This is a genomic window from Mesorhizobium sp. M1A.T.Ca.IN.004.03.1.1 (assembly GCF_003997555.1).
Taxonomy (GTDB): Bacteria; Pseudomonadota; Alphaproteobacteria; order Rhizobiales; family Rhizobiaceae; genus Mesorhizobium.
Genome location: NZ_RZTV01000005.1, coordinates 290196 through 313681 on the forward strand (window position 1 = coordinate 290196; position 23486 = coordinate 313681).

The following is a 23486-nucleotide window of genomic DNA, read 5'->3' on the forward strand; positions in this document are numbered from 1 at the left end:
GTTGATCCCCGGTTTTGTCCCCAGCGCCCCGACAAAGCCTACAGCGGGGCGAATTGTGGACAAGGTGGCATCTGATACAGTCGCCTTCGACGTCACGACCTTTCTGTCCAACCTTGTCCACATCTGCCCACAGTCTGGAACCAACTCTTGTGAACAAACCCCAGAGCTTCTTCCATCTGCATCTGATTTCCGACGCCACCGGCGAGACGCTGCTGGCGGCAGGCCGCGCCGCCTCCGCGCAATATAAGGACGCGCGCGCCATCGAGCACATCTATCCGCTGATCCGCACGGAAAAGCAGGTCGCCAAGGTGTTCGAGGATATCGAGGAGGAGCCCGGCATCATTCTCTACACCGTCGTCGACCAGAAGCTCGCGCGCAGCATCGACGAGCGCTGCGCCGCCATGGGCCTGCCCTGCGTTTCGGTGCTGGAGCCCGTGCTCAGCGTCTTCCAGTCCTATCTCGGCACGCCGGCCGGCCGGCGCGTCGGCGCCCAGCATGTGCTCGACGCCGAATATTTCCGCCGCATCGATGCGCTGAACTTCACCATGGAACACGACGACGGCCAGTTGCCGGCCAACATGGACGATGCCGATGTCGTGCTGATCGGCATCTCGCGCACCTCCAAGACGCCGACCAGCATCTATCTCGCCAATCGCGGCATCAAGACCGCCAACATTCCGATCGTGCTCGGCGTGCCGCTGCCGGACAGCCTGATTAACGCCAGGACGCCGCTGATCGTCGGCCTCGTCGCCACGGCCGAGCGCATCTCGCATGTCCGCCAGAACCGCATCCTCGGCAACAGCAACAACTACGTGCCGACCGACTATGTCGACCGCGCCGCCATCGCCGAGGAGCTCGCCTATGCGCGTCAGCTCTGCACCAGGCATGGCTGGCCGATGATCGACGTCAGCCGGCGCTCGATCGAGGAAACCGCGGCGGCCATCGTTGCTCTGAGGGGAAAGACGCGCTAGGGCAGGCGATATAAGTGAGCATTCCGTCCTGAGAGAAGGTGGCTCGGCGCATAGCGCCGAGATGGATGACGGGCGCTGGACGGATCGCAACCGTTGGTGAACCAGTATGGCCGGCAAAATCGTCCTCGCTTCGGGCAGCCCGTTCCGCAAGGCAATGCTTATCAATGCCGGGCTCGACATCGAGGCGGTGCCGGCAGACGTCGACGAGCGCGCGCTCGAGGCGCCCTTGCAGGACAGCGGCGTGTCTCCCGAGGATGTCGCTTCGATCCTTGCCGAAGCCAAGGCGACCGAGGTCAGCGAGCGCCGGCCGGGCGCGCTGGTGCTCGGTTGCGACCAGACGCTGTCGCTTGGCGACGAAATCTTCCACAAGCCGGCCGATATGGAAGGGGCGCGGAGGCATCTCCTGGCCTTGTCGGGCAAGACCCATCAGCTGAACAGCGCCGCCGTGCTCTGCCGCGATGGCGAAGTGCTGTGGCGCCATGTCGGCATCGCCAGCCTCACCATGCGCAAGCTCGATCCCGCCTTCATCGGCCGCCACCTGGCGCGCGTCGGCGCCAAGGCGCTGGCGAGTGTCGGCGCCTACCAGATCGAGGGCGAGGGCATCCAGCTCTTCGAAAGGATCGAGGGCGACTATTTCACCATCGTCGGCCTGCCGCTGTTGCCGGTGCTGAAGGAGCTGCGCGCATTGGGAGCGATCGATGGTTGAGAAGCGGGCCTTCGTCACCGGCCACCCGATCGCGCATTCCCGCTCGCCCAAGATCCACCGCTACTGGCTGGAGGAATACGGCATCGACGGCAGCTACCAAGCGATCGACGTTCGGCCGGAGGATTTCGCAGCATTCATGAAATCACTCGGCGAGAATGGCTATCGCGGCGGCAATGTCACCATCCCGCACAAGGAAGCAGCCTACGCCTTGGTCGAACGCCGCGACGAGGCCGCCGAAGCCATCGGCGCGGTCAACACGCTGTGGCTGGAAGACGGCGTGCTGTGGGGCGGCAATACCGACGCTCTCGGCTTTGCCGGCAATCTCGATGAACATGCCCCCGGCTGGGCGGCGAATGGTCCGGCCGTGGTGTTGGGCGCAGGCGGTGCCTCCCGCGCCGTCATCTACGCCCTGAAGGACCGAGGTCTCAACGACATCCGCATCGTCAACCGTACGCTGGCAAGGGCTGAGGAACTCGCCGACCGGTTCGGCGCCGGGGTTTCGGCGCATGGCGCCGGCGCGGTCGGCGAATTGCTTTCCGACGCCGGCCTGCTCATCAACACCACCGCGCTCGGCATGCATGGCAACGAGACCCTCGCCGCCGATCCGGCCGGTCTGCCCGGCCACGCCATCGTCACCGACATCGTCTATGTGCCGCTGGAGACGCCGCTGCTTGCTGCCGCCAGGGCGCGCGGCCTGAAGACGGTCGATGGCCTCGGCATGCTGCTGCACCAAGCCGTGCCCGGCTTCGAGCGCTGGTTCGGCAAGCGGCCGCAGGTGACGCCGCAATTGCGGCGCATGATCGTCGCCGACATCGAAGCGCATTGACATGATCGTGCTCGGCCTCACCGGATCGATCGGCATGGGCAAGTCGACCACGGCAAAGATGTTCGCCGAGGCCGGCGTTCCGGTGCATGATTCCGACGAGACCGTGCATCGCCTCTATGCCGGCAAGGCAGCACCCCTGGTCGAACGAGCCTTTCCCGACACGACAAAAGCGGGCGTGGTGGATCGTGCAAGGCTCGCCGAGACAGTGCTGGGCGATCCCGCCGCGCTGAAAAAGCTGGAGGCGATCATCCACCCGCTGGTACGGGCCGACGCCGACGCCTTTTTGGCTCGGCATCGTGCGGCCGGGGCGCCGATTGCGGTGCTCGACATTCCGCTGCTGTTCGAGACCGGCGGCCGCAATCGCGTCGACAAGGTCGTGGTCGTCACCGCGCCGGCCGAGATCCAGCGCGCCCGCGTGCTCGCCAGGCCCGGGATGAGCGAAGATAAATTCGCTTCCATCCTCGCCAAGCAGGTGCCTGACGCCGAGAAACGCCGTCAGGCGGATTTCATCGTCGACACCGGCCAGGGTTTTGATGCCGCACGTGCGGCGGTGGCAGCCATCGTCAGCGAATTGACCGGGGATAAGTCCGGCAAAAACGCTTCCTGACGGCCGCTGTCAGCAGTCCCCATTGCCATTTTGTTCCGGTTTGTGATTCTGCTCTTTAGAGCGGATTGATTCGAATGCGTGAGATCATCTTCGATACCGAAACCACCGGCCTCGATTTGCGCGACGACCGCATCATCGAGCTCGGCGGCGTCGAGCTGGTCAACCGTTTCCCGACCGGCCGCACCTTCCACAAGTTCATCAATCCGCAAGGCCGCGCCATTCACGCCGAGGCGCAGGCCGTGCACGGCATCAGCGCGGCGGATCTGGCCGGCAAGCCGACCTTCGCCGAAATCGCCGAGGAATGGCTGGCCTTCACCGACGGTGCCAAGCTGATCGCCCACAACGCCACTTTCGACCTTGGCTTCCTGAACCTCGAATACAGCCGGCTCGGTCATCCGGCCATCGATCCCGGCCGCATCGTCGACACGCTGGCGATCGCGCGCCGCAAGCATCCGATGGGTCCGAACTCGCTGGACGCGCTTTGCCGCCGCTACGGCATCGACAATACCCGCCGCACCAAGCACGGGGCGCTTCTCGACTCCGAATTGCTGGCCGAGGTCTATATCGAGCTCATCGGCGGCAAACAGGCGGCGCTGGTTCTGGAAACCGTGGCCGTGCAGATGAACGGCAGCGGCGAAGTCGCCGATATCGACATCTCGATCGGCGCAAGGCCGATCGCGCTGCCGCCCCGCCTCACCGAGGCGGATCGGGCGGCACATGCCGGGCTGGTCGGCACGCTCGGCGAAAAGGCGTTGTGGCTGAAGGTGGTGGCCGCAGGGTGAGCGGGGCGCTCCCGGCGCCAACCGACGCGATTGGCCGAACCGCCATCCCTTCATCATACCCGGGCTTGACCCGAGTATCCATGCCGTGACCCTTGCCGCGGAGCGCAACGGTGCAGAATTCTGTAATCGCAGCAGCGCCTTAGCGTCACGGCATATGTTCTAACGTCGCTCCGCTCCTTGCTCGGCCCCAGAATGACGACCTAACGAATGTCGTCGCTAATCCAGACGTCTCAAGAAAAAGCCCGGCGCGAAGCCGGCCTCTCGATACGATGGGTGGCGAGCCTCCTCAGCTCACCTGGACCTTGCTGGCGGCCTGGTCCTCGGCGATGCGCTGCTGGAACATCTGCGCGAAATCGATCGGGTCGAGCATCAGCGGCGGGAAGCCGCCGTTGCGGGTGGCGTCCGCGATGATCTGGCGCGCGAAGGGGAAGAGCAGCCGCGGGCATTCGATGAACAGGATCGGCAGCATGTGCTCCTGCGGGAAGCCGCTGATGGCGAAGACGCCGCCATAGACCAGTTCGACGTTGAACAGCACTTCCTGGTCGAAGGAGGCCTTGGCATTCAATGTCAGATTGACGTCGAACTGCTTGTCCGAAAGCGGGTTGGCGTTGACGTTGACATTGATGGCGATGCCCGGGGCCTTGTCGCGGCCGCGCAGCGAATTCGGCGCGCCGGGGCTTTCGAAGGACAGGTCCTTCACATATTGCGCAAGCACGTTGAGCGAGGGCTGTTCCTGTTTGCCGTTGCCATTGGCGGCGGCTGCCGCGGCATCATCATTGCTGGCCATTAGCCTTTGTCCTTTTGCCTGGGCAGCATTGCTGACCGGATTGAAATCGGGGGTTCGCTATCATGCTCGGCAGGACAAGACAAGTTTTGCGCGCCGCCTGAAACTGCGCAGCCGTTTCGGGGCGACGGCGCGCATGAGACAGCTATTCGAGCGGACCTTGAAGAGAGCTAGTCGTCTTTCAGCCGCCGCCAAGGGGAATTGTGATCCGGCCCGCGCTTGTAGTCGTCCTGGCGCGAAAAGTCGCTGTCATCGAGATCGATGACCCTGTCGCGGCGGCGGGCCGAAAAGCCGCTGCCGAAGCTGGTCGCCATCACGATGCGGTTCTTGAGCAGGCGCCAGGCAAGATCGCGCACCGGCGGCAGGAGCAGCAGGATAGCGACGATGTCGGTGATGAAGCCCGGAATGATGAGCAGGAGTGCCGCCAGCACGATCATCGCGCCATGCGCGAGTTGGCGGCTTGGATCGCGCCCGGCATCCATTTCCGTCCGCACCCGCGCCATCACGCCGAAACCCTGGTGCCGAAGCAGGAGGCTGCCGGCAATGGTGGAGAGGATGACGAGCCCGATCGTCGCCAAAGCGCCGACTTCGCGGCCGACGATGACGAAGCCGGCGATCTCCAGAAGCGGCAGCAGGAGCAGGAACAGGGGAATGAACGAAATGCGCAAATTAAGACCGGTCGCTTTCTTCTTTTGCGGGCCTCGCGGGAAATCGCCTGGCACTAGGACCTTTAGATAGGTATGGCTGGCTTTGATTTGAATGATTGCGCCCGCCGTTCTATATGCTTTGGGTAATGAACGCTATGCGACCGCCGCCATTCTAGGGGCTCTGGTGGTCCGGCCTGGACAGGGATCGAATTGGCGGAAGATATGGGTTTCTTCGACTTCGGCACGATTTTCTTTTTGATTGCGGCGGTTGTGATCTTCTTCCAGCTTCGCAACGTGCTGGGCCGTCGCACCGGAAACGAACGCCCGCCCTTCGATCCTTATTCGGCAAGCCGCACGCGCGAGCAGGACGCGGCGCAGAAGTCCGAGAATGTGGTGTCGCTGCCGCGCAAGCGCATGCCGGGGGAACCGGCGGCGGAGACCTATGCCGCGATCGACGCTTTCGCCAAGCCGGACAGCGACCTCAACAAGGGCCTGCGCGCGATCAAGGACAATGATCCGTCCTTCGATCCCAAGACCTTTATCGATGGCGCCAAGATGGCCTACGAGATGATCGTCATGGCCTTTGCCGACGGCGACCGCAAAACGCTGAAGAACCTGTTGTCGCGCGAGGTCTATGACAGCTTCGTCGCCGCGATCGGCGAGCGCGAGGCGAAAGCGGAAAAGATCCAGTCTTCCTTCGTCGGCATCGACAAGGTCGATGTCGTCGCCGCCGAGATGAAGGGCACCGAGGCGCATATCACGCTGCGCATCGTCAGCGAGCTGATCTCGGCGACCCGCGACAAGGTCGGCGCCGTCATCGACGGCGATCCGGAAAAAGTCGCCGAAGTCAAGGACGTCTGGACCTTCTTCCGCGATACCCGGTCGCGCGATCCGAACTGGAAGCTGGTCGCCACGGAAGAAGAAGATTGACCTAGAGCATGATGCCGAAAAGTGTGGAGCGGTTTTCGGACGCCATCATGCTCTATCTCTTTAATATGGAGCCGGATTCAGATTTCAGGTCGATCCGGCCTGAAATCATCCGGCTCTAGGTGGCGGCTGTCATGTCGCTGTCTTCGGCATTCAAGGAAAAATCCTTCGGCGATCTGCCCGGCTGGGACGAGGATGATCACCTCGCCGCCTTCGCGGCGTTCAAACGTTCGGCTTTCCACGTACTGACCAAGCCCTATCGAACAGGTTCGCTCGGCGTCGCGTTCGCCGCTTTCGCCGAGGCCTATACTGAGGCGCGCTCCGTTTCGCCGGCGAACCGGTCGGATGCGCGGTCCTTCTTCGAGCGCCATTTCGCTCCGGCTTTGGTGGCGGCCGAAAGCGGCGGCGCCGGCCTCGTCACCGGCTTCTACGAGCCCGAGGTCGAGGCCTCGCCGGTGAGGACGGAGCGGTTCACGGTGCCGCTGCTCTCCCGTCCCGCCAATCTGGTCGACATCGACGATAAAAATCGCCCCCTCGGAATGGATCCCTATCTCGCCTTCGCGCGCGCGACGACGACAGGTCCGGTCGAATATTTCGATCGCGGCGCCATCGAGCGCGGCGCGCTGTCCGGGCGGAGCCTCGAGATTGCCTGGCTCGCCGACAAGGTCGATGCCTTCTTCATCCATGTGCAGGGAGCGGCGCGGCTGAAGATGACCGATGGTCGGCTCTGCCGCGTCACCTATGCCGCAAAATCCGGCCAGCGCTTCACCGGGCCGGGCAGGATCTTGAGCGAGACCGGCGAAATCCCGCTGGAAAAAGTGACGATGCAGTCGATCCGCGCCTGGTTCAAGGCGCATCCTGAGCGGGTCGACGAGATCCTCTGGCAGAACCGCTCCTACATCTTCTTTCGTGAGGCGCCGGTCGACGACCCGGAGCTCGGTCCCATCGCCGCCGCCAAGGTGCCGCTGACGCCCGGCCGCTCGGTCGCCGTCGACCGGCTGCTGCACACCTTCGGCACGCCCTTCTATATTGTTGCGCCGACGCTCACCGCCTTCGGCGGAAAACCGTTCCGGCGGCTGATGATCGCGCAGGACACCGGCTCGGCCATCACCGGAGCGGCGCGAGGCGATCTCTTCGCCGGCTCGGGCGATGCCGCGGGCGAGATCGCCGGCGTCGTGCGCAACGCCGCCGACTTCTATGCGCTGGTTCCGCGCGGGCTGGTCGATAGGGGGTACGCGTGAACCGCCGCCACGACACGCTGAGCGACGACGATCGCATCCTGTGGAACCTGGTGGCGCGCACGACGCGGCCCCTCAAAGGCAAGGCCGCGGTCGAGATTCCCGATATTGTCGAGCCGACGCCGGCGCCGGCGCCTACGCCGGCCAACGGCGTTCCCACCGCTGCCGCGAAGCCGAAGCCGCAGCACGTCGCGCATTCGCTTGACGACCAGACGCACGAGAAACTGAAAAAAGGCCGGCTGCCGATCGAGGGCAGAGTCGATCTTCACGGCATGACGCAGGACGAGGCCTATTCGCTGCTCCTCACCTTCCTGCACCGCGCCCATGCCGGCGGCATCCGCTATGTGCTGGTCATCACCGGCAAGGGCTCATCGTCCGGCGGCGACGGCATCCTGCGCCGCTCGGTGCCGCACTGGCTGTCGACCCCGGCTTTCCGGCACCTGGTCTCGAGCCACGATCACGCCGCCCGCAACCATGGCGGCTCGGGCGCGCTCTATGTGCGGCTCAGGCGGACGCGCGCATGAGGATGCCGGCCATGAGGACGCAACTGTGACCCCGTTCGGCGAAAGGCTAAGGGCGCTGCGCGCCGAGCGCGGCGTCAGCCAGAAGGCGATGGCGCAGGCCATCGGCGTCAGCGCCGCCTATCTGTCGGCGCTCGAGCATGGCCGCCGCGGCGCGCCGACCTGGACGCTGATCCAGAAGATCATCGGCTATTTCAACATCATCTGGGACGACGCCGAGGACCTTGCCCGCCTCGCCGAAACCTCGCATCCACGGGTCAGGATCGATACGTCGGGCCTGTCGCCGGCCGCGACCGAACTGGCCAATCTTCTGGCCGAGAGCATCGAGAAGCTGGACGAGGCGGAGCTGCGCCGCCTCAGCGCGTCGATTCGTGCGGCGCTGAGAAGGTAGGTCCCGAGATCTACTGCACCGAGCCGACCAGCAGCTGCTGGCCATCGCGGATCGACACCCAGCGGCCGGTGTTGTCGATCGCCTGGCGCTTGAGATAACGGTAGCCGGTCTCGTCCCAGGCTTGGACCTTATCGGTCAAATTGTCGAGGATGTAGTCACCCTTGTCGGTGCGCACCGTCAGCACGGAATGGCCTTCGCCGTCGGGCTTGCGCACTACGGTGATCAAGAGATCCGCAAGCGAGATGCCCATGCGGTAGAGCTGGCGCCGCTTCTCCAGCACATAGTCCTCGCAGTCGCCAAAGCCGTTGTCCGGATAGGTCCAGACCTCGTCCTTGCCGTAATTGTCGAGATCGCTCATCGGCTTGACGGCGGCGTTGACCTTGGCGGTCACGTTGATCAGCTTGCGCCACAGAGCATCGGTCAGCTTGGCCGGCGCGAGATTGGCCGGGCGAATGTTGCATTCGCTCGGATGCGTCTTGCAGAAATCATAATGTCCGATCGGCTGCGAGGTCAGGCCGCCGGTGGCCATGGCGCCGGCAGCCCATGCCGGAACCGCCCAGTGGGCCGAGATCGCCAGCCCTGCGACTGCACACAAACGCAGCATCCGCGCCATCGGTGAGGAAGTCATTGTCCCCCGGGGTCCGCCCTTGTTTATTAACGAAACGTTAAGGGGGATTTACAGTCCGTGTCAATTGAAGACAACGGCTAGTTTGGTGGCATGGTTACCCGCCAGGCCCGCATAGCGGCAGTTTGGCAACAGCGGCCTGGGACGACTCAAGAACCCGCCCGTCGCCGGTCAGCCCTGAACATTGGTTGCACGGAAAGGTCACGCGCTTTTGAGCGGCGCCGAGTTGCGTCCGCTTCCCGCTCAGCTCTTGGCGGAACGGACCAGCTTCGGCTTCGCCGCCAGGCGGGTCTGGCGGCCGTAGCTGGAGATGAAGTCCAGAATGCGCGGCACGATCTCCGACCGGAACCGCGAGCCGTTGAAGACGCCGTAATGGCCGACGGCCGGCTGCATGTAGTGGGCTTGGCGGTCGGCCGGGATGTTCACGCAAAGCTCATGCGCGGCCTGGGTCTGGCCGAGCCCGGAAATGTCGTCGTTCTCGCCCTCGACGGTGAACAGCGCGACATTGCGGATCGCCTGGGGATCGACGGCCTCGCCGCGATGCGTCATCTCGCCCTTCGGCAAGGCGTGGCGGACGAACACCGTATCGACCGTCTGCAGGTAGAACTCCGCCGTCAGGTCCATCACCGCCAGATATTCGTCATAGAAGTCACGGTGCTTCTCGGCGCTGTCGCCGTCGTTTTTCACAAGGTGCATGAAAAAGTCCTTGTGGGCGATGATGTGGCGATCGAGATTCATGCTCATGAAGCCCGAAAGCTGCAGGAAACCGGGATAGACATCGCGGCCGAAGCCGGGCACCGGCCAGGGCGCCTGCATGATGACGTTCTCGCGGAACCAGTCGGTGCCCTTTTCCCCGGCGAGCAGATTGACTGCGGTCGGATTGCGGCGGGTGTCGATCGGCCCGCCCATCAGCGTCATGGTCGACGGCACGAAGGGGTCGCCGCGCTTTTCCATCAGCGCCACCGCCGCCAGCACCGGCACCGAGGGCTGGCAGACTGCCATCACATGGGTATCGGGACCCAGCGCGTGGAACATCTCGATGACATAGTCGATATAGTCGTCGAGATCGAAGCTGCCCTGCGACAGCGGCACCATGCGCGCGTCGACCCAGTCGGTGATGTGCACGTCGGCGTGAGGAAGCATCGCCTCGACCGTGCCGCGCAGCAGCGTCGCATAATGGCCGGACATCGGCGCCACGATCAGTAGCTTCGGATCGGGCTTGCGGTCCGCGGGAAGCTGGCGCTCGAAGCGGACGAGGTTGCAGAACGGCTTCGACCACACGGTTCGTTCGGCGACGTCGACGCTCTTCCAGTCGACCACCGCCTTGGTGAGGCCGAATTCAGGCTTGCCGTAGCGGCGCGTCGTGCGCTCGAAGAGTTCCGCGGCTGCCGCGACCGAGCGGCCGAGCGCCGTATGCGAAACCGGATTGAGCGGGTTCGAATAGAAGAACCGCACCGCATCTGCGTAAAGGCGGGCGGGCTGCAGCGCCGCATGGTTCAGTTCGTAGAGCTGGTAGAACATCAAGAACCCCGCTGCTGCCTGACGACCAAAGGGCCGACGAGCAGCGCCGAGCCTTGAATGTCTCGCAGTGAGGTTAACAAGATATTGTTGCGATGCAATACGTCAATTGGAGTGACGAATGCTGCTTTGGTCCAAACTGTTGAAAACTCGCCACGTATGGCGGAGCCGGCTCACTGTGCGCTGCCGCAATGTGTAGGAAATATGTCCGGCTCCCTCTTGCCGGACACCGACATCTTAAACGCGCGCCATGCAGACTGCGGTGTGGCCCGAGCCGATGAAGCCGAGCTGGGTGGCGGCGCCGCGGGAGAGGTCGAGCACGCGGCCCCGGACGAACGGGCCGCGATCGTTGATGCGCACGACGACGCTGCGGCCGTTGTTCTTGTTGGTGACCCTGAGCTTGGTGCCGAACGGCAAGCTGCGGTGCGCTGCAGTCAGCGCGGCGGGGTTCATGCGCTCGCCGGAGGCGGTTCTGGAATGCAGCGCGTACCAGGAAGCGCGGCCGCATTGTGCGGCGGCTGAAGAGGCGGAAGAGGCGCCAGCCATCAGGCCAGCCGCGATCGTTGCCGCGACAAGCGCGGTGCGGTTGGTTTTATTCATCTTTTAGGGGTGGGCTCCGTTATAGACAACCCGCCGTAAGTGCCGAATGAGGCATGAAATGCGGCAAGCGTCTGGCGGTTCCATGGCAAAGGCACACGTTTGGAGTCGCCGCGACACAGTTTGTCATGACATCTCCCGCGAGCGCCAGCGTATTCTTCATGGAGACCGACCCGGTTTCGCAGGAAGTCGCGAGTAGGAACGGCCCTCGGGGCGCAAGTAAAAGCGGAAGCGATTGCTTCGCTTCCTTCCGCTCCTTTACTGCGCGCGCATTCCGGTGAAGGATCGACTTTGCGCGGGGATCTCGCCGATGCGACTGATCAGGAATTTACTGGCGCTGATCGTGCTGGCGATCGGCGTGCTGTGGTCGCTGCAAGGGCTTGGGCTGGTCCAAGGCAGCTTCATGACCGGCCAGAGGGAATGGCTCTATATCGGGCTCGTCACCACGCTGCTCGGCCTGCTCGGCCTCCGTTGGGCAAACCGCCCGAGCGTTTGATCCGACCGGCAAGATGGCGCCGCGCGTCCGCTTGGACGGACGGCGCCTTGATGGCGTCGTTTCAACCTTGACAGCCACGCAACGACCCCGCCGCCCGTGAAATTCCATTCCGCCACTCGTCGCCGGAATGGCACGATCTATCTTCTTTCCGGATGAAAAGGGCTGGAAAAGACAACAGCGTGTGATCTGCGAACCCGGCATGGCGTTCGGCGGCATCATGCGCAGACTGGTGACGGCCGATCCCGTCGGAACTGCTTCCCATGGAGGGTCCGAGATGAGCGTGCACAGGAAAGCGGCGCCGGACGGCGCGGAAAGCGCTTTGTCGCGGTTGCGTCCGCCTTACGCCTCCGTGCTCGACCTGATCGGCCAGACGCCGGTGGTCGAGCTCACCAAATTCGATACCGGCAAGTGCCGGCTGTTCATCAAGCTCGAGAGCCAGAATCCCGGTGGCTCGATCAAGGACCGCATCGCGCTGTCGATGATCGCGGCCGCCGAGAAGGATGGCAGGCTGAAGCGCGGCGGCACCATCGTCGAGGCCACCGCCGGCAACACCGGCCTCGGCCTCGCCCAGGTCGGCATTCCCAAGGGCTACCGCATCATCCTCGTCGTGCCCGACAAGATGTCGCGCGAGAAGATCCAGCATCTGCGCGCTCTGGGCGCCGAGGTGCGCATGACCCGCTCCGATGTCGGCAAGGGCCATCCCGAATATTACCAGGACATGGCCGAGAAGATCGCCGCCGAAATTCCCGGCGCCTTCTATGCCAACCAGTTCGCCAATCCCGCCAATCCGCTGGCGCACGAAAGCACCACCGGCCCGGAAATCTTTTCGCAACTCGAAGGCGATGTCGACGCGGTGGTGGTCGGCGTCGGTTCCGGCGGCACGCTCACCGGTGTCGGCCGCTTTTTCGCGAAGCATTCGCCGAAGACCGAGATGGTGCTTGCCGATCCGGTCGGCTCGGTGCTGGCGCCGTTGATCAAGACCGGCAAGATGACAGAGGCCGGCAGCTGGACCGTCGAAGGCATCGGCGAGGATTTCGTGCCGCCCAATGCCGATCTGTCGCTGGTCAAGAAAGCCTATTCCATCCCCGACAAGCAGAGCATGCTGGCGGTGCGCGACCTGCTGTCCAAGGAAGGCATCCTGGCCGGCTCGTCCTCCGGCACGCTTCTGTCGGCGGCACTGCGCTACTGCCGCGATCAGACGACGGCCAAACGCGTGGTCACCCTCGTCTGCGACAGCGGCAACAAATATCTGTCGAAGGTCTTCGACGACATCTGGCTCGCCGAGCAGGGCTTGGCCGACCAAGAGCAGCACGGCGACCTGCGCGACCTCGTCATGCGCTCGCCGCGCACTGGTGACATCGTGACCGTTGGCCCCGAGGAAACCCTGCTCAACGCCTATGGCCGCATGCGCCGCTCCGATGTCTCGCAGCTACCGGTGCTGGATGACGGCAAGCTCGTCGGCATCGTCGACGAGAGCGATATCCTGGCCAAGGTCGACGGCCCCTATGACGGCCGCTGGGATCGCTTCAACGCCCCGGTGCGCACGGCCATGACCTCGAACCTGCACACGCTGCAGGCCAGCCAGACGCTCGACGCGCTGCTCCCCGTCTTCGACCGCAACGAGGTCGCCATCGTCTTCGAGGGCGACGAATTCATCGGCCTGATCACCCGTATCGACCTGATCAACCATCTGAGGCGTCGCGCAAAATGACTTCGAACGGCAAGAACCGCCTGGCCTTTTCCACTCGCACCATCCATGGCGGCCAGAGCCACGATCCGCTGACCGGCGCGGTGATGGTGCCGATCTACGCCACCTCCACCTATGGCCAGCAGTCACCCGGCGTGCACAAGGGTTTTGAGTATGCTCGCAGCCAGAACCCGACGCGCTTCGCCTTCGAACGGGCCGTCGCCGACCTCGAAAGCGGCACCGCGGCCTTCGCCTTCGCCTCAGGCCTGGCCGCGATAGCCACGGTGCTGGAGCTTTTCGACGCCGGCGCCCATGTGGTGGCCACCGACGACATCTATGGCGGCTCGTTCCGGCTCATGGAGCGGGTGCGTAAGCGTTCCGCCGGCCTGCAGGTCAGCTTCGCCGACTTCACCGATCTCGCCGCCGTCGAGAGTGCGATCCGCTCGGAGACAAAGCTGCTCTGGGTCGAGACGCCGACCAATCCGCTGCTGCGCGTCGTCGACCTCGAAGGCCTGGCGGCGCTGGCCAGGCGCAAAGGCCTGCTGACTGTCGCCGACAACACTTTTGCCAGCCCCTACATCCAGCGGCCGCTGGAGCTCGGCATCGACATCGTCGTCCACTCGACGACGAAATACTTGAACGGCCATTCCGACATGGTCGGCGGCGTCGCGGTCGTCGGCGACAACAAGGACCTCGCCGATCGGCTGAAGTTCCTGCAGAACGCCATCGGCGCCATTTCCGGCCCGTTCGACAGTTTTCTGGCGCTGCGCGGTATCAAGACCTTGGCGCTTCGGATGCAGCGCCATTCCGCCAACGGCCTGAAGATCGCGCAGTGGCTGGAAGCCCGCAAGGACGTGCGCCGCGTCGTCTATCCCGGGCTGGCGAGCCACCCGCAGCACGAGATCGCCAAGCGCCAGATGCACGCCTTCGGCGGCATGATCTCGGTCGACCTCGACCGCGACCTCGCCGGCACCAAACGCTTCCTCGAACGCACGCAGCTTTTCACGCTCGCCGAAAGCCTCGGCGGCGTCGAAAGCCTGATCGAGCATCCGGCGCTGATGACGCACGGCTCGATCCCCGCGGAAAAGCGCGGGGCGATCGGGATATCGGATTCGCTGGTGCGGCTGTCGGCCGGTATCGAGGATGGCGATGATCTGATCGCGGATCTGGAGCAGGCGTTGCGGGGGTGAGTGCCTTCGAGGATCAATCGTTGTGATCCTTCGCGCCCCCTCTGTCCTGCCGGACATCTCCCCCACGAGGGGGGAGATTGGCTGTTTCATCGCCTCACCCTTGCTGCAACGCCGGTAATTTGCGAAAGCCGCCGTGACATCTGATCTGCCCCCTTGAGGGGGAGATGGCCGACAGGCCAGAGAGGGGCGCTGTCCCGCCGACATCTCGGTGCCTGTGCCATTGCAGACCGCAATCCACCGACTAAACTGCCTGCCAACATGCGATCTCCGGAGGCGTGATGCGCGTGATCGTGTTGGGTGGCGGCGTTGTCGGCGTCACCACCGCCTATCAGTTGCAGAAGGACGGGCACGAGGTGGTCGTCCTCGAGCGCCAGAGCCAAGTCGCCGCCGAGACCAGCTGGGGCAATGCCGGCATGATTGCGCCGGGACATTCCTTCGTCTGGTCGTCGCCCAGGGCGCCATTAATCCTGTTGAAATCGCTGGTGCTGAAGGATCAGGCGCTGCGCTTCAAGCTGTCGGCCGATCCGAGGCTTTACAGCTGGTCATGGCTGTTCCTGATGGAATGCACGGCCGAGAAGGCCAGGCGCAACACGCTGCTCAAGCATCGGCTTGCCGTCTATTCGCAGAGCGTGCTGCACGAGGTGATTGCCGACGAGCAGATCGACTACGACCGCAACGGTCGCGGCATTCTCTATTTCTATCGCAGCCAGCAGGCGCTCGATAAAGGCGTCGAGCACATGCGGCTGCTGGAATCAGACGGCCAGCTGATCAAGGTGCTTGACCGCGACGCCATCGTCGCGCTCGACCCGTCGCTGGCTTCCGCGCGGGAAAAGATCGCCGGCGGCATCCATTGCCCGACCGACGAAACCGGTGACCCGGCGAAGTTCACCCGGGCGCTTGCCGCGAAGGTCGCCGAGCGCGGCGGCGAGATCCGTACCGGCACGACCATCACCGGCATCGAGACCTCGGGCGATCGCGTCGCACAGGTGCTGACCGACAAGGGCAGCGTCAAGGGCGACGCCTATGTGCTGGCGCTCGGCTCCTACAGCCCGCTGATCGCGAAGACGGTCGGGATCAACCTGCCGATCTACCCGATCAAGGGTTATTCGCTGACCATTCCGATCGGCAACCAGCCTCGGCCGCCGACCATAGCGGCGATCGACGAGCACAATCTGGTCGCCGTGTCGCGCTTCGGTGACCGGCTGCGCGTCACCGCGACGGCGGAATTCGCCGGCTACGACACCAGCCACAGGCCGGCCGATTTCGCCTTCATGAAGGGCGTGACGCGGGAGCTTTATCCCGAGGGCGCCGACTATGACCGCGCCGAGATGTGGGCGGGCTTGAGGCCGATGACGCCGAACAATCTGCCCGAATTCGGGTGCCGCCGCCTCGGCAATCTCTATCTCAACACCGGGCACGGCCATATCGGCTGGACCATGTCGCATGGCTCGGCGCGCATCACCGCCGACCTGATCGCCGGCCGCAAACCGGCCATCTCGATGGACGGTCTTTTGAATTGAGAGCATGATCCCGGGGGATCGGCCAAGAAAGGGAATGCCATGTCTATCAGCGCGGCTGCTACCCGCCCTCAATCTTCGGGACCGGTCGATCCCAAGCCGGTCGATCCCAAGCCGGTCGATCTGGGCGTGCTGCCGTCCGAACTCGACGGCGGCCTTGCCTCGCGCGCGGCGATCGGGCTTGCGATCCTCGCCACCGACCAGACGCTGGAGCATGAGTTCCGCGCGTTGGTGCGCATTCCGGGCGTCGCCTTCTACGAGGCCCGCCTCTTCAACGACAACGACATCACCCCCGACACGCTGCGCGCCATCGGCCCGCGCATCGCGCCGACCGTCGACCTCATCCTGCCCAGCATCCCACTCGACGTCGTCGGCTTCGGCTGCACCTCGGCCACCATGACGCTCGGCGAGGAAGCCGTCTTCGCCGAGATCAGGAAGGCGCGGCCGGGCGTCGCCTGCACCACGCCGGTGACGGGCGCGCTTGCCGCCTTCAAGGCGCTCGGCGCCAAGGGCATCGGCCTGCTGACGCCTTATGCCCCCGAGATCAACCACGGCCTCGTCACCTATTTCACCGGACGCGGCCTCGACATTGCCGCCGTCGCCACTTTCGACCGGCGCGACGACCGCGAGGCGGCCCGCATCTCGCTCGCCTCGATCGAGGCCGCGGCCGAGCGCATGGCGGCGGCGCCCGGCGTGGACGCGATCTTCATCTCCTGCACCAGCCTGCGCGTCGCCGAGGCGGTGGCGGATCTCGAACGGCGCATCGGCATTCCCGTCACCTCGTCCAACCACGCCATGGCCTGGCACTGCCTGCGGCTCGCCGGCATCGACGACGTCGTGCCTTCCGGCGGCCGGCTGTTCGCGTTGCCCGTTGTTCCTTCCACCCGCCGACCAGAGCCGACCGCCCTTTGACAGCATGCCAGGAAGGCTAGCCCCTTCTTTGAGCGTTTGTGCTCGGTGCTATCCCTTATTCCGACCAATCAGCGCCACGGCATCGGCCCGAGCCATGGAAGACAGGTCCAAGATCGTTGCCTGCGAACTGGTGACCATCTCGACTGGCCATTCGGTCAGGACCTGGCGCATCTGGTAGGCGAGCAGAGCTTCATTGGCTTCCTCGATCGAGTAAGCGAGCGGCCAGCCGATGCGGTCGAGAATCGGTTTCACCTTACCCGTTCCCTTGATCTGGTCGATGGCGATCACCGGCTTGCCTTTTGAAAGCCCATAGAGCGAGCCGTGCAGCCGCGTTGTCAGTACCAGGTCAACGGTCTCGAACTGTTGCTCGATCTTTGTTGCCTCATTCCCGGGCCTCAACACTGTGTCGATCGGCTCGGTATCGAGACCGAAGGTTTCGGCAAGTTGCAACAAAAGACGCTCAGCTTTCGCCCATTCGGTCATGCCGTCGCCGTAATCCCGCTGGTCGCCACGCAAGCACAGTCCAGCCTTCAGCCGCTTGCCGGGCTCAGGTGCCGCGCAAGGCAGAGAACGCGAAATGGCGAGATCGAAGGATTGTCTTGATAGGCCGTCGCGCGCCAGCACGGCTTCGAAGCGGGCAGCCATCTGCCGGTGCCGGGAAATGACGCTGACGCCAACCGCGAGCTTCCTCGCTTTCCGGTGCACCGCTAGCAGGTCTACCAATTCGTCGGTCTGAACGATGGGGCCGCAGACGAACACTAGCGTTTCGATTTCGCGGCGCACGTCGAACAGGTCCCTCACCTGGCAGTGGTCCACAATGCCCAAGGCCGGATGGCTCAGAACTTGATGGTCATGGCCGGCCCGGCGTAGCGCCGCCGATAGGTTTTCTACCGCATGCAGATCGCCGACAGTCGCCCCGCCGCCGCCTTCGAAACTTCCCCACCAAACAAGCGAAATAGGCGAGGCGGCGGTGCGCCTCAGCAATCTGTGACGACGCTTAAAGGACCGGCATTTGCGGCTGAGCAACGACATACGATTGAGTTTCTCTCGAGATCAATTAAGACAGCCGCCTCCTGCAAGTCGGGAGGCGCCCCTCTGCGTCGCATAGAGAAACACGAGAAGGCGGGCAACATGGCTGCTCCTGCAGTGAACATGCTTTGGATTGGCGACAGACTCGGTCGTGTTGAATTGCTGTCGATAGCCTCCTGGCTGGCCTGCGGACACGCCGTGCGCCTGCATGTTTACAACCCTGTTGCAAACGTGCCGGCCGAAGTCGATCTGATCGACGCCGAGCTCACTGTTCCCTTTGCCAGCATGAAGCGTCTACGGCATCGGGAGACCGGCTCTTATGCGCTCGCCTCCGACTACTTCCGCTACCGGCTTCAGCTGATCGATGGCGGGCTGTGGTCCGACCTCGACGTGGTTTGCCTCAAGAAGGTGAACATTGACGGAGATTGCTTGTTCGGTCTTGAGAGCGCGACTCTCATCAACGGCGCCGTCCTTTACCTCGATGCCGGTCTGCCGATGACGGCCGAGCTGGAGGGCCTTTTCTGCAACAACTACTTTCCGCCTTGGACGCGCAAGCGGGGAGCGCGCATGGCCCGGTTCAAGAACTTCATTGGCCTGCCGGTGCGCCCAGCCGACCTCCCCTGGGGAACGTACGGCCCTGGCGCGATAACGGCGCTGGCCCGCAAGCATGGACGGTTTGAGTCGGCACTGCCACGAGGAGTCTTTTATCCGCTCGATTATCGCCAAGCGCAGGCGGTCTATGATCCGACGTTCTCGCTAGACGCGGTTCTGAGTGAGCAGACACTGACCTTGCATCTGTGGAACGAGAAGCTGCGCGATGTAAAGCACACACCGCCACCGGCTGGTTCGCCGCTGGCACAGCTTTATACCAAGTTTGGCGTTTGAAAATGGGTCGCTTGTTGAAAACGGCCTTTAACGCGCTCCAAGCGATTGTTTTATCGTGCCCGATATCCAAGCCCTTTGGAGTCCGATCCTAGGGCAGCATTCGTCACGCCGCTTTGTTGCGAAGGCGGGCAGCCTCTATTCTATCGAGCACTACCTTCTGGTTCGTGGCAGCGCGGCTCGGATCGGCAGGCTTGTGCCAGATATGCAGCACCTCGGTCGCCCAGGTGCCGGCGCGCCGGATGATGCCCTTGTCCTGCAACCGGAAAACGAAGTCGGCATCTTCATAACCCCAGCCTGTGAAGGTCTCGTCGAAGCCGCCGACCGACAGCGCATCGCTTTTCCAACAGGCGAGATTGCAGCCCTTAATGCGCCGGAAGACGAAGGAACGATAATCCGACATCGTCCGCCAGGGCAGCCGCACGAAAAACGCGACGATCTTGGAAATGTCGCCTTTCAACCGGTGCCGCAGGATATTCCGGCGGAATGCTCGGTAGTTCCACGTCCCTGCCGCCAGCAATTGCTTGCTGAATTCCTGGCTGAGCAGAATGCGGCTGCCGGTGATGACGTAGTTCGGCTTGGCAAGCGCCCGATGCTGGGCAACGAAGTCGGGCTGCAGAATGCAGTCTCCGTCGACGAAGATCAAATAGGGGCCGCACGCCTCGCCTATCGCCTTGTTCAGGATTGCGGAACGGCGAAAGCCGATGTCTTCGTGCCAGACGTGCCTGACTGGGATCGAGGCGGAGTCGGTAAAGAGCTTGATCACATCGGCCGTGTCTTGGCGCGATCCGTCGTCAGCGATGATCACCTCGAAGCAGCGGTCGGTTTGGGAGGCGAGCGACTGGAGACTGAGCTTCAGCGCCCCTGGCCAATTGTAAGTATTGACGATCACCGAAACCGATACAGATCCGGCGGGGGTCATGAAAATACCCCAGCCGCTTCTTCGCGTTGATCAAAACTGTTTCGGATACGACTGCAACAACGCAGTCTTCCGCGCGCAAATATTGCGCGCACCGTCTCCCCAAGCATTCCCCGCACCCCACCAAGAACCCACCTCCTTTCTATTGACGTTAAACCGCCATCGTCAATGTAATTAGAATTCGCTTATTTTCGGAATATCTGATCGGCAAAGTGCCAAGGCGACTGGCCGACCAGTCGACCACCGATTGGCAGATTGGCCTGTTCGAAATCCGCCGGTTAACGTTTGCGGAAAAGGTTGCTTAACGCTTCGCTACTATGTCCCGCTTCGGGAGGCAGGACAGAGTGAGCGCGATGAACGACAGCCCCGAAAAGCGCAATGAATGGCGCGCCATCTTCTACGTGCAGGCGCGTGTGGCGATCCTGTTCGTCCCGATCATCGTCAGCCTGCTGATCATCGGCGCGCTTGCCGGCAACGACCGCGATCACGTCGTCATCGACCGGACCGTCACCAGCTCGGTGAAGTAGGCGACCCGGCAAGAGGGTCGCGGTATTCCGTGCACGCTAGACAAAGCGCGGGATCGGGCCGTTCTGCGCCGTCGTGCGGTCGCCGAGGTCGATGAACACCTCGTCGACATAGCACCAGCCCCAGCCTTCGGGCGGATCGTAGCCTTCGATGACCGGATGCTGAGTGGCGTGGAAATGCTTGGTGGCGTGGCGGTTGGGCGAGTCGTCGCAGCAGCCGACATGGCCGCAGGTGCGGCAGAGTCTGAGATGCACCCACCAGGAGCCGCTCTTCAGGCATTCCTCGCAGCCGAGGGCGCTCGGCACCACATCCTTTATGTCGTCCGTATGCCTGCATTCGTCCATCAGGGTCTCCTTTCGGGCTGAGCAGCACGCCCGCCGTTGCGCGCAAGATAGGCATGCAGCGCCGCCACCACCTGAGCGCCTTCGCCGACGGCGGCCGCGACACGCTTGGTCGAGCCGCAGCGCACATCGCCGATGGCGAACACGCCGCTGCGGCTCGTCTCCATCGGGCCGTGTCCCGGCGCCACATCCGGTCCGGTGCGCACGAAGCCCTTAGCGTCGAGCGCCACGTCGCAGCGCGCCAGCCAGTCGGTGTTCGGGTCGGCGCCGATGAACAGGAAGAGGTGGTGGATGGTCCGCGTCGTCGCCACGCCGGTGACCCGGTTGCGCCAGCACAGCTGGTCGAGGTTGCCGTCATGGCCGTCGAGCGCCTCGACCTCGGTTTCCGTCAGCACCTCGATGTTCGGCTGCGCCACGATCCGCTCGACCAGATAGCGCGACATGGTGGCGTCAAGGCTGTCGCGCCGCGCCAACAGCGTCACCTTGCGCACCTGGCTGGCGAGAAAGACGGCCGCCTGGCCGGCCGAGTTGCCGGCGCCGACCAGCGCCACTTCCTGGTCCCGGCAGAGCCGTGCTTCGATCGGCGAGGCCCAGTAATGCACGGACGTGCCCTCGAACTGCGCGATATTGGCGATGTCGAGGCGACGGTAGCGCGCGCCGCTGGCGATCACCACGGTGCGCGCGCGCAGGGTCTCGCCGTCGCCAACGTCCAGCCGGTAGCCGGCCATGTTGTCGGCGGCGCCGAGCAATTTGGCTTCATCGGGGATCACCATCTCGACCCCGAACTTCTGCGCCTGGTTGTAGGCGCGCGCCATCAGCGCCATGCCCGTAATGCCGGTCGGAAAGCCGAGATAGTTCTCGATGCGCGAGGATGCCCCCGCCTGCCCGCCGAAGGCGCGGCAGTCGAGCACGATGGTCGACAGCCCCTCGGAGGCCGCATAGACCGCGGCCGCCAATCCCGCCGGCCCGGCGCCGACGATGGCAACGTCGTAGATCTTGCCGGCGTCGAGCGGCCGCAGCAGCCCGACGCAGCGGGCGAGATCGCTTTCGCCGGGATTGTGCAGCAGCTTGCCGTTGGGACAGAGCACGATCGGCAGATGGTGCGGATCGACATGAAAACGCTCGATCAGCGTCTTGGCGCAGGGATCGGTGTCGGAATCGAGCGCGCGGTGCGGCAGGCCGCTGCGGGTGAGGAAACCCTGCAGCCGCAGCACATCGCCATTGCCGGGACGGCCGATGACGATCGGCCCGCTGGTGCCGCTCTCGAGCAGGCCGACACGGCGCAGGATCAGCGCGCGCATGACGCGCTCGCCGAGATTCGCCTCCTGCACCATCAGATCGCGCAGCCGCTGCGAGGGGATGACGATGGCTTCGACCGGCTCGGTCGCCTCGGCATTGACCAGCGACGGCCGGCTCGAAAGCTGCGCCAGCTCGCCGATGAAATTGCCCGGACCATAGGTGATGATCGCCTCGCGCGGGCCAAGACCGCTGGCCTGCGTGATGTCGACCTTGCCTGACAGGATGACGATCAGTCCGGGCGAGACCGTGCCGGCCGTCACGATATGCTCGCCGGCGCCGTAAGCTCTTGGCACGCCGAAGCGGCGCATGCGCTCGATGTCCGCATTGGCGAGCACGGGGAACATCTGGTCGCGGCGGGCGGCGATCGTCGGGCTGACGGAGGGGGCCATGACCGGACCGTAGCGTCCGCGGCAGCGGGTTTGAAGCGGTTTGTTCAGGGACTGGCCGGAAGGGCAGGTGGCCGCTACGCTGTCAGCTATCCGAGCGACCTCGCCAGCTTGCGCAGCGCCCCCTGCGGATCATCGGTGATGACGGAGCCATGCGAGACGAGGATGCGCTTGAGCGCCGGCAGGTCAGCCCATCGTCTCAATTGCGCTGCGAGTGCCGCCTTGTCGCCGACCATCGTCAGCTTGACCGGCCAGGGTATACGCGGCTCATCACCGGCAAATCCCATCATGCGCAATGCCCAGCCGGCAAAACCGGATGCGCCGCGGATGTTGCCGACGATATCATTGAGAACGAGCGTCGTGCCGTTCGGTCCGTCGATTTGCAGCGCCGCTTCGCGATCACGGGTTCCGGGGACGGTGACGAGCTTGACGTCGGGATCGCCAAAGTCGCCGCGTGCCGCATCGACATGCACCACCTTCTCGACGCTGTTGCGCGCGCCCGCCGGTGCAATCACCTGCAGGGTGGGATAGCGATCTTTCCATGGCTTTGCATCGAGCCGGTGATGGTCGTTAGGGACGATCAGGAAGGCCGGTTGGCCGAAGGCCTCGATCGCGCGCATCTGTTCGTCATCGAGCGCGATGGCGCTGAAGATGACGAGCCGTCCGTCGCGCAATCGCACCACGGTCATGCGCCGTTTCAGGTTGCCGACCGGCATCGGTATGTCGCCGGTCACCGTCAGAATATCGTCGTCGACAGGAGAGAGCCTGCCATGCGGCAGAACCTTCCACTCCTTGAACGGCGCGGGCATCACGGAACCTCGGCTTAACAGACAAGATAGGAACGGTTTAACCCGAGACGAGTTGCAGGCACAAAAAAGCCCGGAAAATCCGGGCTTTTTGCTCATCGCGTCAGATCGTCTGAAACGGGAATTTGGTGCCCAGAAGAGGACTCGAACCTCCACTCCTTGCGGAACACGGACCTGAACCGTGCGCGTCTACCAATTCCGCCATCTGGGCTGGTGGGCGCTCATGTAAGCGGGCAAACGAAGCGTGTCAACGCGGTTTTTTCGAGGAGCTCAAGACTGACCAGAGGGCAGCTGGGGTTGATTTCAGGCACGGACGGCAATTGTCGGCGTCGGCCCCGCCCCTCATCGCTCTGCCGG

At 63.9% G+C, this 23486-nt stretch carries 26 protein-coding genes and 1 tRNA gene; 16 read left to right on the top strand and 11 right to left on the bottom strand.

From position 1 onward, the window contains the following. Positions 1–149 precede the first annotated feature (149 nt). The 5 genes from EOD29_RS18480 (at position 150) to dnaQ (ending at position 3892) form a co-directional block, all read left to right on the top strand. A complete protein-coding gene (locus tag EOD29_RS18480) occupies positions 150–971 on the top strand; it encodes a pyruvate, water dikinase regulatory protein (protein WP_127247396.1) in 822 nt (273 codons plus the stop codon). A gap of 106 nt (positions 972–1077) precedes the next feature. Beyond that, positions 1078–1677, top strand: coding sequence for a Maf-like protein (locus EOD29_RS18485; RefSeq protein WP_067323506.1), 600 nt, complete (start codon positions 1078–1080; stop codon positions 1675–1677). Continuing rightward, on the top strand, positions 1670–2503 hold the full coding sequence (locus EOD29_RS18490) for a shikimate dehydrogenase (protein WP_127247397.1): 834 nt from the start codon (positions 1670–1672) through the stop codon (positions 2501–2503). Before EOD29_RS18485 ends, EOD29_RS18490 begins: the two co-directional genes overlap by 8 nt. Before the next feature lies 1 nt (position 2504). Next, positions 2505–3110, top strand: coding sequence for a dephospho-CoA kinase (gene coaE / locus EOD29_RS18495; protein WP_127247398.1), 606 nt, complete (start codon positions 2505–2507; stop codon positions 3108–3110). A 74-nt stretch (positions 3111–3184) separates the two neighbouring features. Then, on the top strand, positions 3185–3892 hold the full coding sequence (dnaQ, locus tag EOD29_RS18500; protein ID WP_127247399.1) for a DNA polymerase III subunit epsilon: 708 nt from the start codon (positions 3185–3187) through the stop codon (positions 3890–3892). 286 nt (positions 3893–4178) lie between these two features. Here dnaQ and secB read toward each other — a convergent pair whose 3' ends face one another. Further along, the gene (gene secB, locus EOD29_RS18505) at positions 4179–4679 is read right to left on the bottom strand and encodes a protein-export chaperone SecB (RefSeq protein WP_067323500.1); all 501 of its coding nucleotides are present in this window, start codon (positions 4677–4679) and stop codon (positions 4179–4181) included. A gap of 167 nt (positions 4680–4846) precedes the next feature. Then, positions 4847–5344 (bottom strand): FxsA family protein, encoded by a 498-nt coding sequence (locus tag EOD29_RS18510; RefSeq protein ID WP_127247400.1) that lies wholly within the window; start codon positions 5342–5344, stop codon positions 4847–4849. 201 nt (positions 5345–5545) lie between these two features. On the opposite strand from EOD29_RS18510, the gene EOD29_RS18515 reads away from it, so the two are divergent. From EOD29_RS18515 to EOD29_RS18530, 4 genes are all read left to right on the top strand, one after another. Beyond that, a complete protein-coding gene (locus tag EOD29_RS18515; protein ID WP_066991466.1) occupies positions 5546–6253 on the top strand; it encodes a Tim44/TimA family putative adaptor protein in 708 nt (235 codons plus the stop codon). A 131-nt stretch (positions 6254–6384) separates the two neighbouring features. Then, positions 6385–7491 (top strand): murein transglycosylase A, encoded by a 1107-nt coding sequence (locus EOD29_RS18520; protein ID WP_127247401.1) that lies wholly within the window; start codon positions 6385–6387, stop codon positions 7489–7491. Next, a complete protein-coding gene (locus EOD29_RS18525) occupies positions 7488–8012 on the top strand; it encodes a Smr/MutS family protein (RefSeq protein ID WP_067323498.1) in 525 nt (174 codons plus the stop codon). The genes EOD29_RS18520 and EOD29_RS18525 overlap by 4 nt, the downstream gene beginning before the upstream one ends. 25 nt (positions 8013–8037) lie before the next feature. Further along, the gene (locus EOD29_RS18530) at positions 8038–8400 is read left to right on the top strand and encodes a helix-turn-helix transcriptional regulator (protein ID WP_066991880.1); all 363 of its coding nucleotides are present in this window, start codon (positions 8038–8040) and stop codon (positions 8398–8400) included. 10 nt (positions 8401–8410) lie between these two features. Here the strand turns inward: EOD29_RS18530 and EOD29_RS18535 are convergent, their stop codons facing one another. The 3 genes from EOD29_RS18535 to EOD29_RS18545 all read right to left on the bottom strand — a co-directional run bounded on the left by EOD29_RS18535 (position 8411) and on the right by EOD29_RS18545 (position 11143). After that, complete coding sequence (locus EOD29_RS18535) at positions 8411–9028, bottom strand: transglutaminase-like cysteine peptidase (protein WP_066991460.1); 618 nt, start codon at positions 9026–9028, stop codon at positions 8411–8413. Positions 9029–9268: 240 nt separating this feature from the next. Next, positions 9269–10546: a polyhydroxyalkanoate depolymerase gene (locus EOD29_RS18540; RefSeq protein WP_127247402.1), complete on the bottom strand. Its 1278-nt coding sequence runs from the start codon at positions 10544–10546 to the stop codon at positions 9269–9271. Between the two features lie 234 nt (positions 10547–10780). Beyond that, on the bottom strand, positions 10781–11143 hold the full coding sequence (locus EOD29_RS18545) for a septal ring lytic transglycosylase RlpA family protein (RefSeq protein ID WP_066991454.1): 363 nt from the start codon (positions 11141–11143) through the stop codon (positions 10781–10783). A gap of 307 nt (positions 11144–11450) precedes the next feature. On the opposite strand from EOD29_RS18545, the gene EOD29_RS18550 reads away from it, so the two are divergent. From EOD29_RS18550 to EOD29_RS18570, 5 genes are all read left to right on the top strand, one after another. Further along, a complete protein-coding gene (locus tag EOD29_RS18550) occupies positions 11451–11636 on the top strand; it encodes a hypothetical protein (RefSeq protein ID WP_067323495.1) in 186 nt (61 codons plus the stop codon). Positions 11637–11910: 274 nt separating this feature from the next. Then, positions 11911–13347 (top strand): pyridoxal-phosphate dependent enzyme, encoded by a 1437-nt coding sequence (locus EOD29_RS18555; protein WP_127216580.1) that lies wholly within the window; start codon positions 11911–11913, stop codon positions 13345–13347. Beyond that, positions 13344–14513 (top strand): PLP-dependent aspartate aminotransferase family protein, encoded by a 1170-nt coding sequence (locus EOD29_RS18560; protein WP_127247403.1) that lies wholly within the window; start codon positions 13344–13346, stop codon positions 14511–14513. The genes EOD29_RS18555 and EOD29_RS18560 overlap by 4 nt, the downstream gene beginning before the upstream one ends. Positions 14514–14791: 278 nt before the next feature. Continuing rightward, a complete protein-coding gene (locus EOD29_RS18565; protein WP_127247404.1) occupies positions 14792–16033 on the top strand; it encodes a D-amino acid dehydrogenase in 1242 nt (413 codons plus the stop codon). Positions 16034–16072: 39 nt separating this feature from the next. Next, on the top strand, positions 16073–16942 hold the full coding sequence (locus EOD29_RS18570) for an aspartate/glutamate racemase family protein (RefSeq protein ID WP_127247405.1): 870 nt from the start codon (positions 16073–16075) through the stop codon (positions 16940–16942). Between the two features lie 48 nt (positions 16943–16990). On the opposite strand, the gene EOD29_RS18575 is transcribed toward EOD29_RS18570, so the two are convergent. Continuing rightward, complete coding sequence (locus EOD29_RS18575; RefSeq protein WP_127247406.1) at positions 16991–17974, bottom strand: polysaccharide pyruvyl transferase family protein; 984 nt, start codon at positions 17972–17974, stop codon at positions 16991–16993. Between the two features lie 99 nt (positions 17975–18073). On the opposite strand from EOD29_RS18575, the gene EOD29_RS18580 reads away from it, so the two are divergent. Continuing rightward, positions 18074–18856 carry a hypothetical protein gene (locus EOD29_RS18580; protein WP_164763782.1) on the top strand — a complete coding sequence of 261 codons (783 nt, stop codon included), beginning with the start codon at positions 18074–18076 and terminating at the stop codon, positions 18854–18856. Between the two features lie 103 nt (positions 18857–18959). Here EOD29_RS18580 and EOD29_RS18585 read toward each other — a convergent pair whose 3' ends face one another. After that, positions 18960–19775, bottom strand: a complete 816-nt coding sequence (locus EOD29_RS18585; RefSeq protein WP_067323482.1) for a glycosyltransferase family 2 protein — start codon at positions 19773–19775, stop codon at positions 18960–18962. A gap of 341 nt (positions 19776–20116) precedes the next feature. On the opposite strand from EOD29_RS18585, the gene EOD29_RS18590 reads away from it, so the two are divergent. Beyond that, positions 20117–20299: a hypothetical protein gene (locus EOD29_RS18590; protein ID WP_164746949.1), complete on the top strand. Its 183-nt coding sequence runs from the start codon at positions 20117–20119 to the stop codon at positions 20297–20299. Positions 20300–20335: 36 nt separating this feature from the next. Here the strand turns inward: EOD29_RS18590 and EOD29_RS18595 are convergent, their stop codons facing one another. From EOD29_RS18595 to EOD29_RS18610, 4 genes are all read right to left on the bottom strand, one after another. Continuing rightward, entirely contained in the window at positions 20336–20641 is a 306-nt protein-coding gene (locus EOD29_RS18595) for a UBP-type zinc finger domain-containing protein (RefSeq protein ID WP_067003235.1), read from the bottom strand. Continuing rightward, positions 20641–22326, bottom strand: a complete 1686-nt coding sequence (locus EOD29_RS18600) for a cyclic nucleotide-binding domain-containing thioredoxin-disulfide reductase (protein WP_127247408.1) — start codon at positions 22324–22326, stop codon at positions 20641–20643. Before EOD29_RS18600 ends, EOD29_RS18595 begins: the two co-directional genes overlap by 1 nt. 86 nt (positions 22327–22412) lie before the next feature. Continuing rightward, positions 22413–23132 carry a hypothetical protein gene (locus EOD29_RS18605; RefSeq protein ID WP_095825095.1) on the bottom strand — a complete coding sequence of 240 codons (720 nt, stop codon included), beginning with the start codon at positions 23130–23132 and terminating at the stop codon, positions 22413–22415. Positions 23133–23255: 123 nt separating this feature from the next. Continuing rightward, a tRNA-Leu gene (locus EOD29_RS18610) sits at positions 23256–23340 on the bottom strand. Positions 23341–23486 lie beyond the last annotated feature (146 nt).

Coding starts and splice junctions, on each gene's coding strand:
- EOD29_RS18485 (WP_067323506.1), top strand. CDS start 1,078: ATGGCCGGCAAAATCGTCCTCGCTTCGGGCAGCCCGTTCCGCAAGGCA.
- EOD29_RS18490 (WP_127247397.1), top strand. CDS start 1,670: ATGGTTGAGAAGCGGGCCTTCGTCACCGGCCACCCGATCGCGCATTCC.
- coaE (WP_127247398.1), top strand. CDS start 2,505: ATGATCGTGCTCGGCCTCACCGGATCGATCGGCATGGGCAAGTCGACC.
- dnaQ (WP_127247399.1), top strand. CDS start 3,185: ATGCGTGAGATCATCTTCGATACCGAAACCACCGGCCTCGATTTGCGC.
- secB (WP_067323500.1), bottom strand. CDS start 4,679: ATGGCCAGCAATGATGATGCCGCGGCAGCCGCCGCCAATGGCAACGGC.
- EOD29_RS18515 (WP_066991466.1), top strand. CDS start 5,546: ATGGGTTTCTTCGACTTCGGCACGATTTTCTTTTTGATTGCGGCGGTT.
- EOD29_RS18520 (WP_127247401.1), top strand. CDS start 6,385: ATGTCGCTGTCTTCGGCATTCAAGGAAAAATCCTTCGGCGATCTGCCC.
- EOD29_RS18535 (WP_066991460.1), bottom strand. CDS start 9,028: ATGACTTCCTCACCGATGGCGCGGATGCTGCGTTTGTGTGCAGTCGCA.
- EOD29_RS18540 (WP_127247402.1), bottom strand. CDS start 10,546: ATGTTCTACCAGCTCTACGAACTGAACCATGCGGCGCTGCAGCCCGCC.
- EOD29_RS18545 (WP_066991454.1), bottom strand. CDS start 11,143: ATGAATAAAACCAACCGCACCGCGCTTGTCGCGGCAACGATCGCGGCT.
- EOD29_RS18550 (WP_067323495.1), top strand. CDS start 11,451: ATGCGACTGATCAGGAATTTACTGGCGCTGATCGTGCTGGCGATCGGC.
- EOD29_RS18555 (WP_127216580.1), top strand. CDS start 11,911: ATGAGCGTGCACAGGAAAGCGGCGCCGGACGGCGCGGAAAGCGCTTTG.
- EOD29_RS18560 (WP_127247403.1), top strand. CDS start 13,344: ATGACTTCGAACGGCAAGAACCGCCTGGCCTTTTCCACTCGCACCATC.
- EOD29_RS18565 (WP_127247404.1), top strand. CDS start 14,792: ATGCGCGTGATCGTGTTGGGTGGCGGCGTTGTCGGCGTCACCACCGCC.
- EOD29_RS18570 (WP_127247405.1), top strand. CDS start 16,073: ATGTCTATCAGCGCGGCTGCTACCCGCCCTCAATCTTCGGGACCGGTC.
- EOD29_RS18575 (WP_127247406.1), bottom strand. CDS start 17,974: ATGTCGTTGCTCAGCCGCAAATGCCGGTCCTTTAAGCGTCGTCACAGA.
- EOD29_RS18580 (WP_164763782.1), top strand. CDS start 18,074: ATGGCTGCTCCTGCAGTGAACATGCTTTGGATTGGCGACAGACTCGGT.
- EOD29_RS18585 (WP_067323482.1), bottom strand. CDS start 19,775: ATGACCCCCGCCGGATCTGTATCGGTTTCGGTGATCGTCAATACTTAC.
- EOD29_RS18595 (WP_067003235.1), bottom strand. CDS start 20,641: ATGGACGAATGCAGGCATACGGACGACATAAAGGATGTGGTGCCGAGC.
- EOD29_RS18600 (WP_127247408.1), bottom strand. CDS start 22,326: ATGGCCCCCTCCGTCAGCCCGACGATCGCCGCCCGCCGCGACCAGATG.
- EOD29_RS18605 (WP_095825095.1), bottom strand. CDS start 23,132: ATGCCCGCGCCGTTCAAGGAGTGGAAGGTTCTGCCGCATGGCAGGCTC.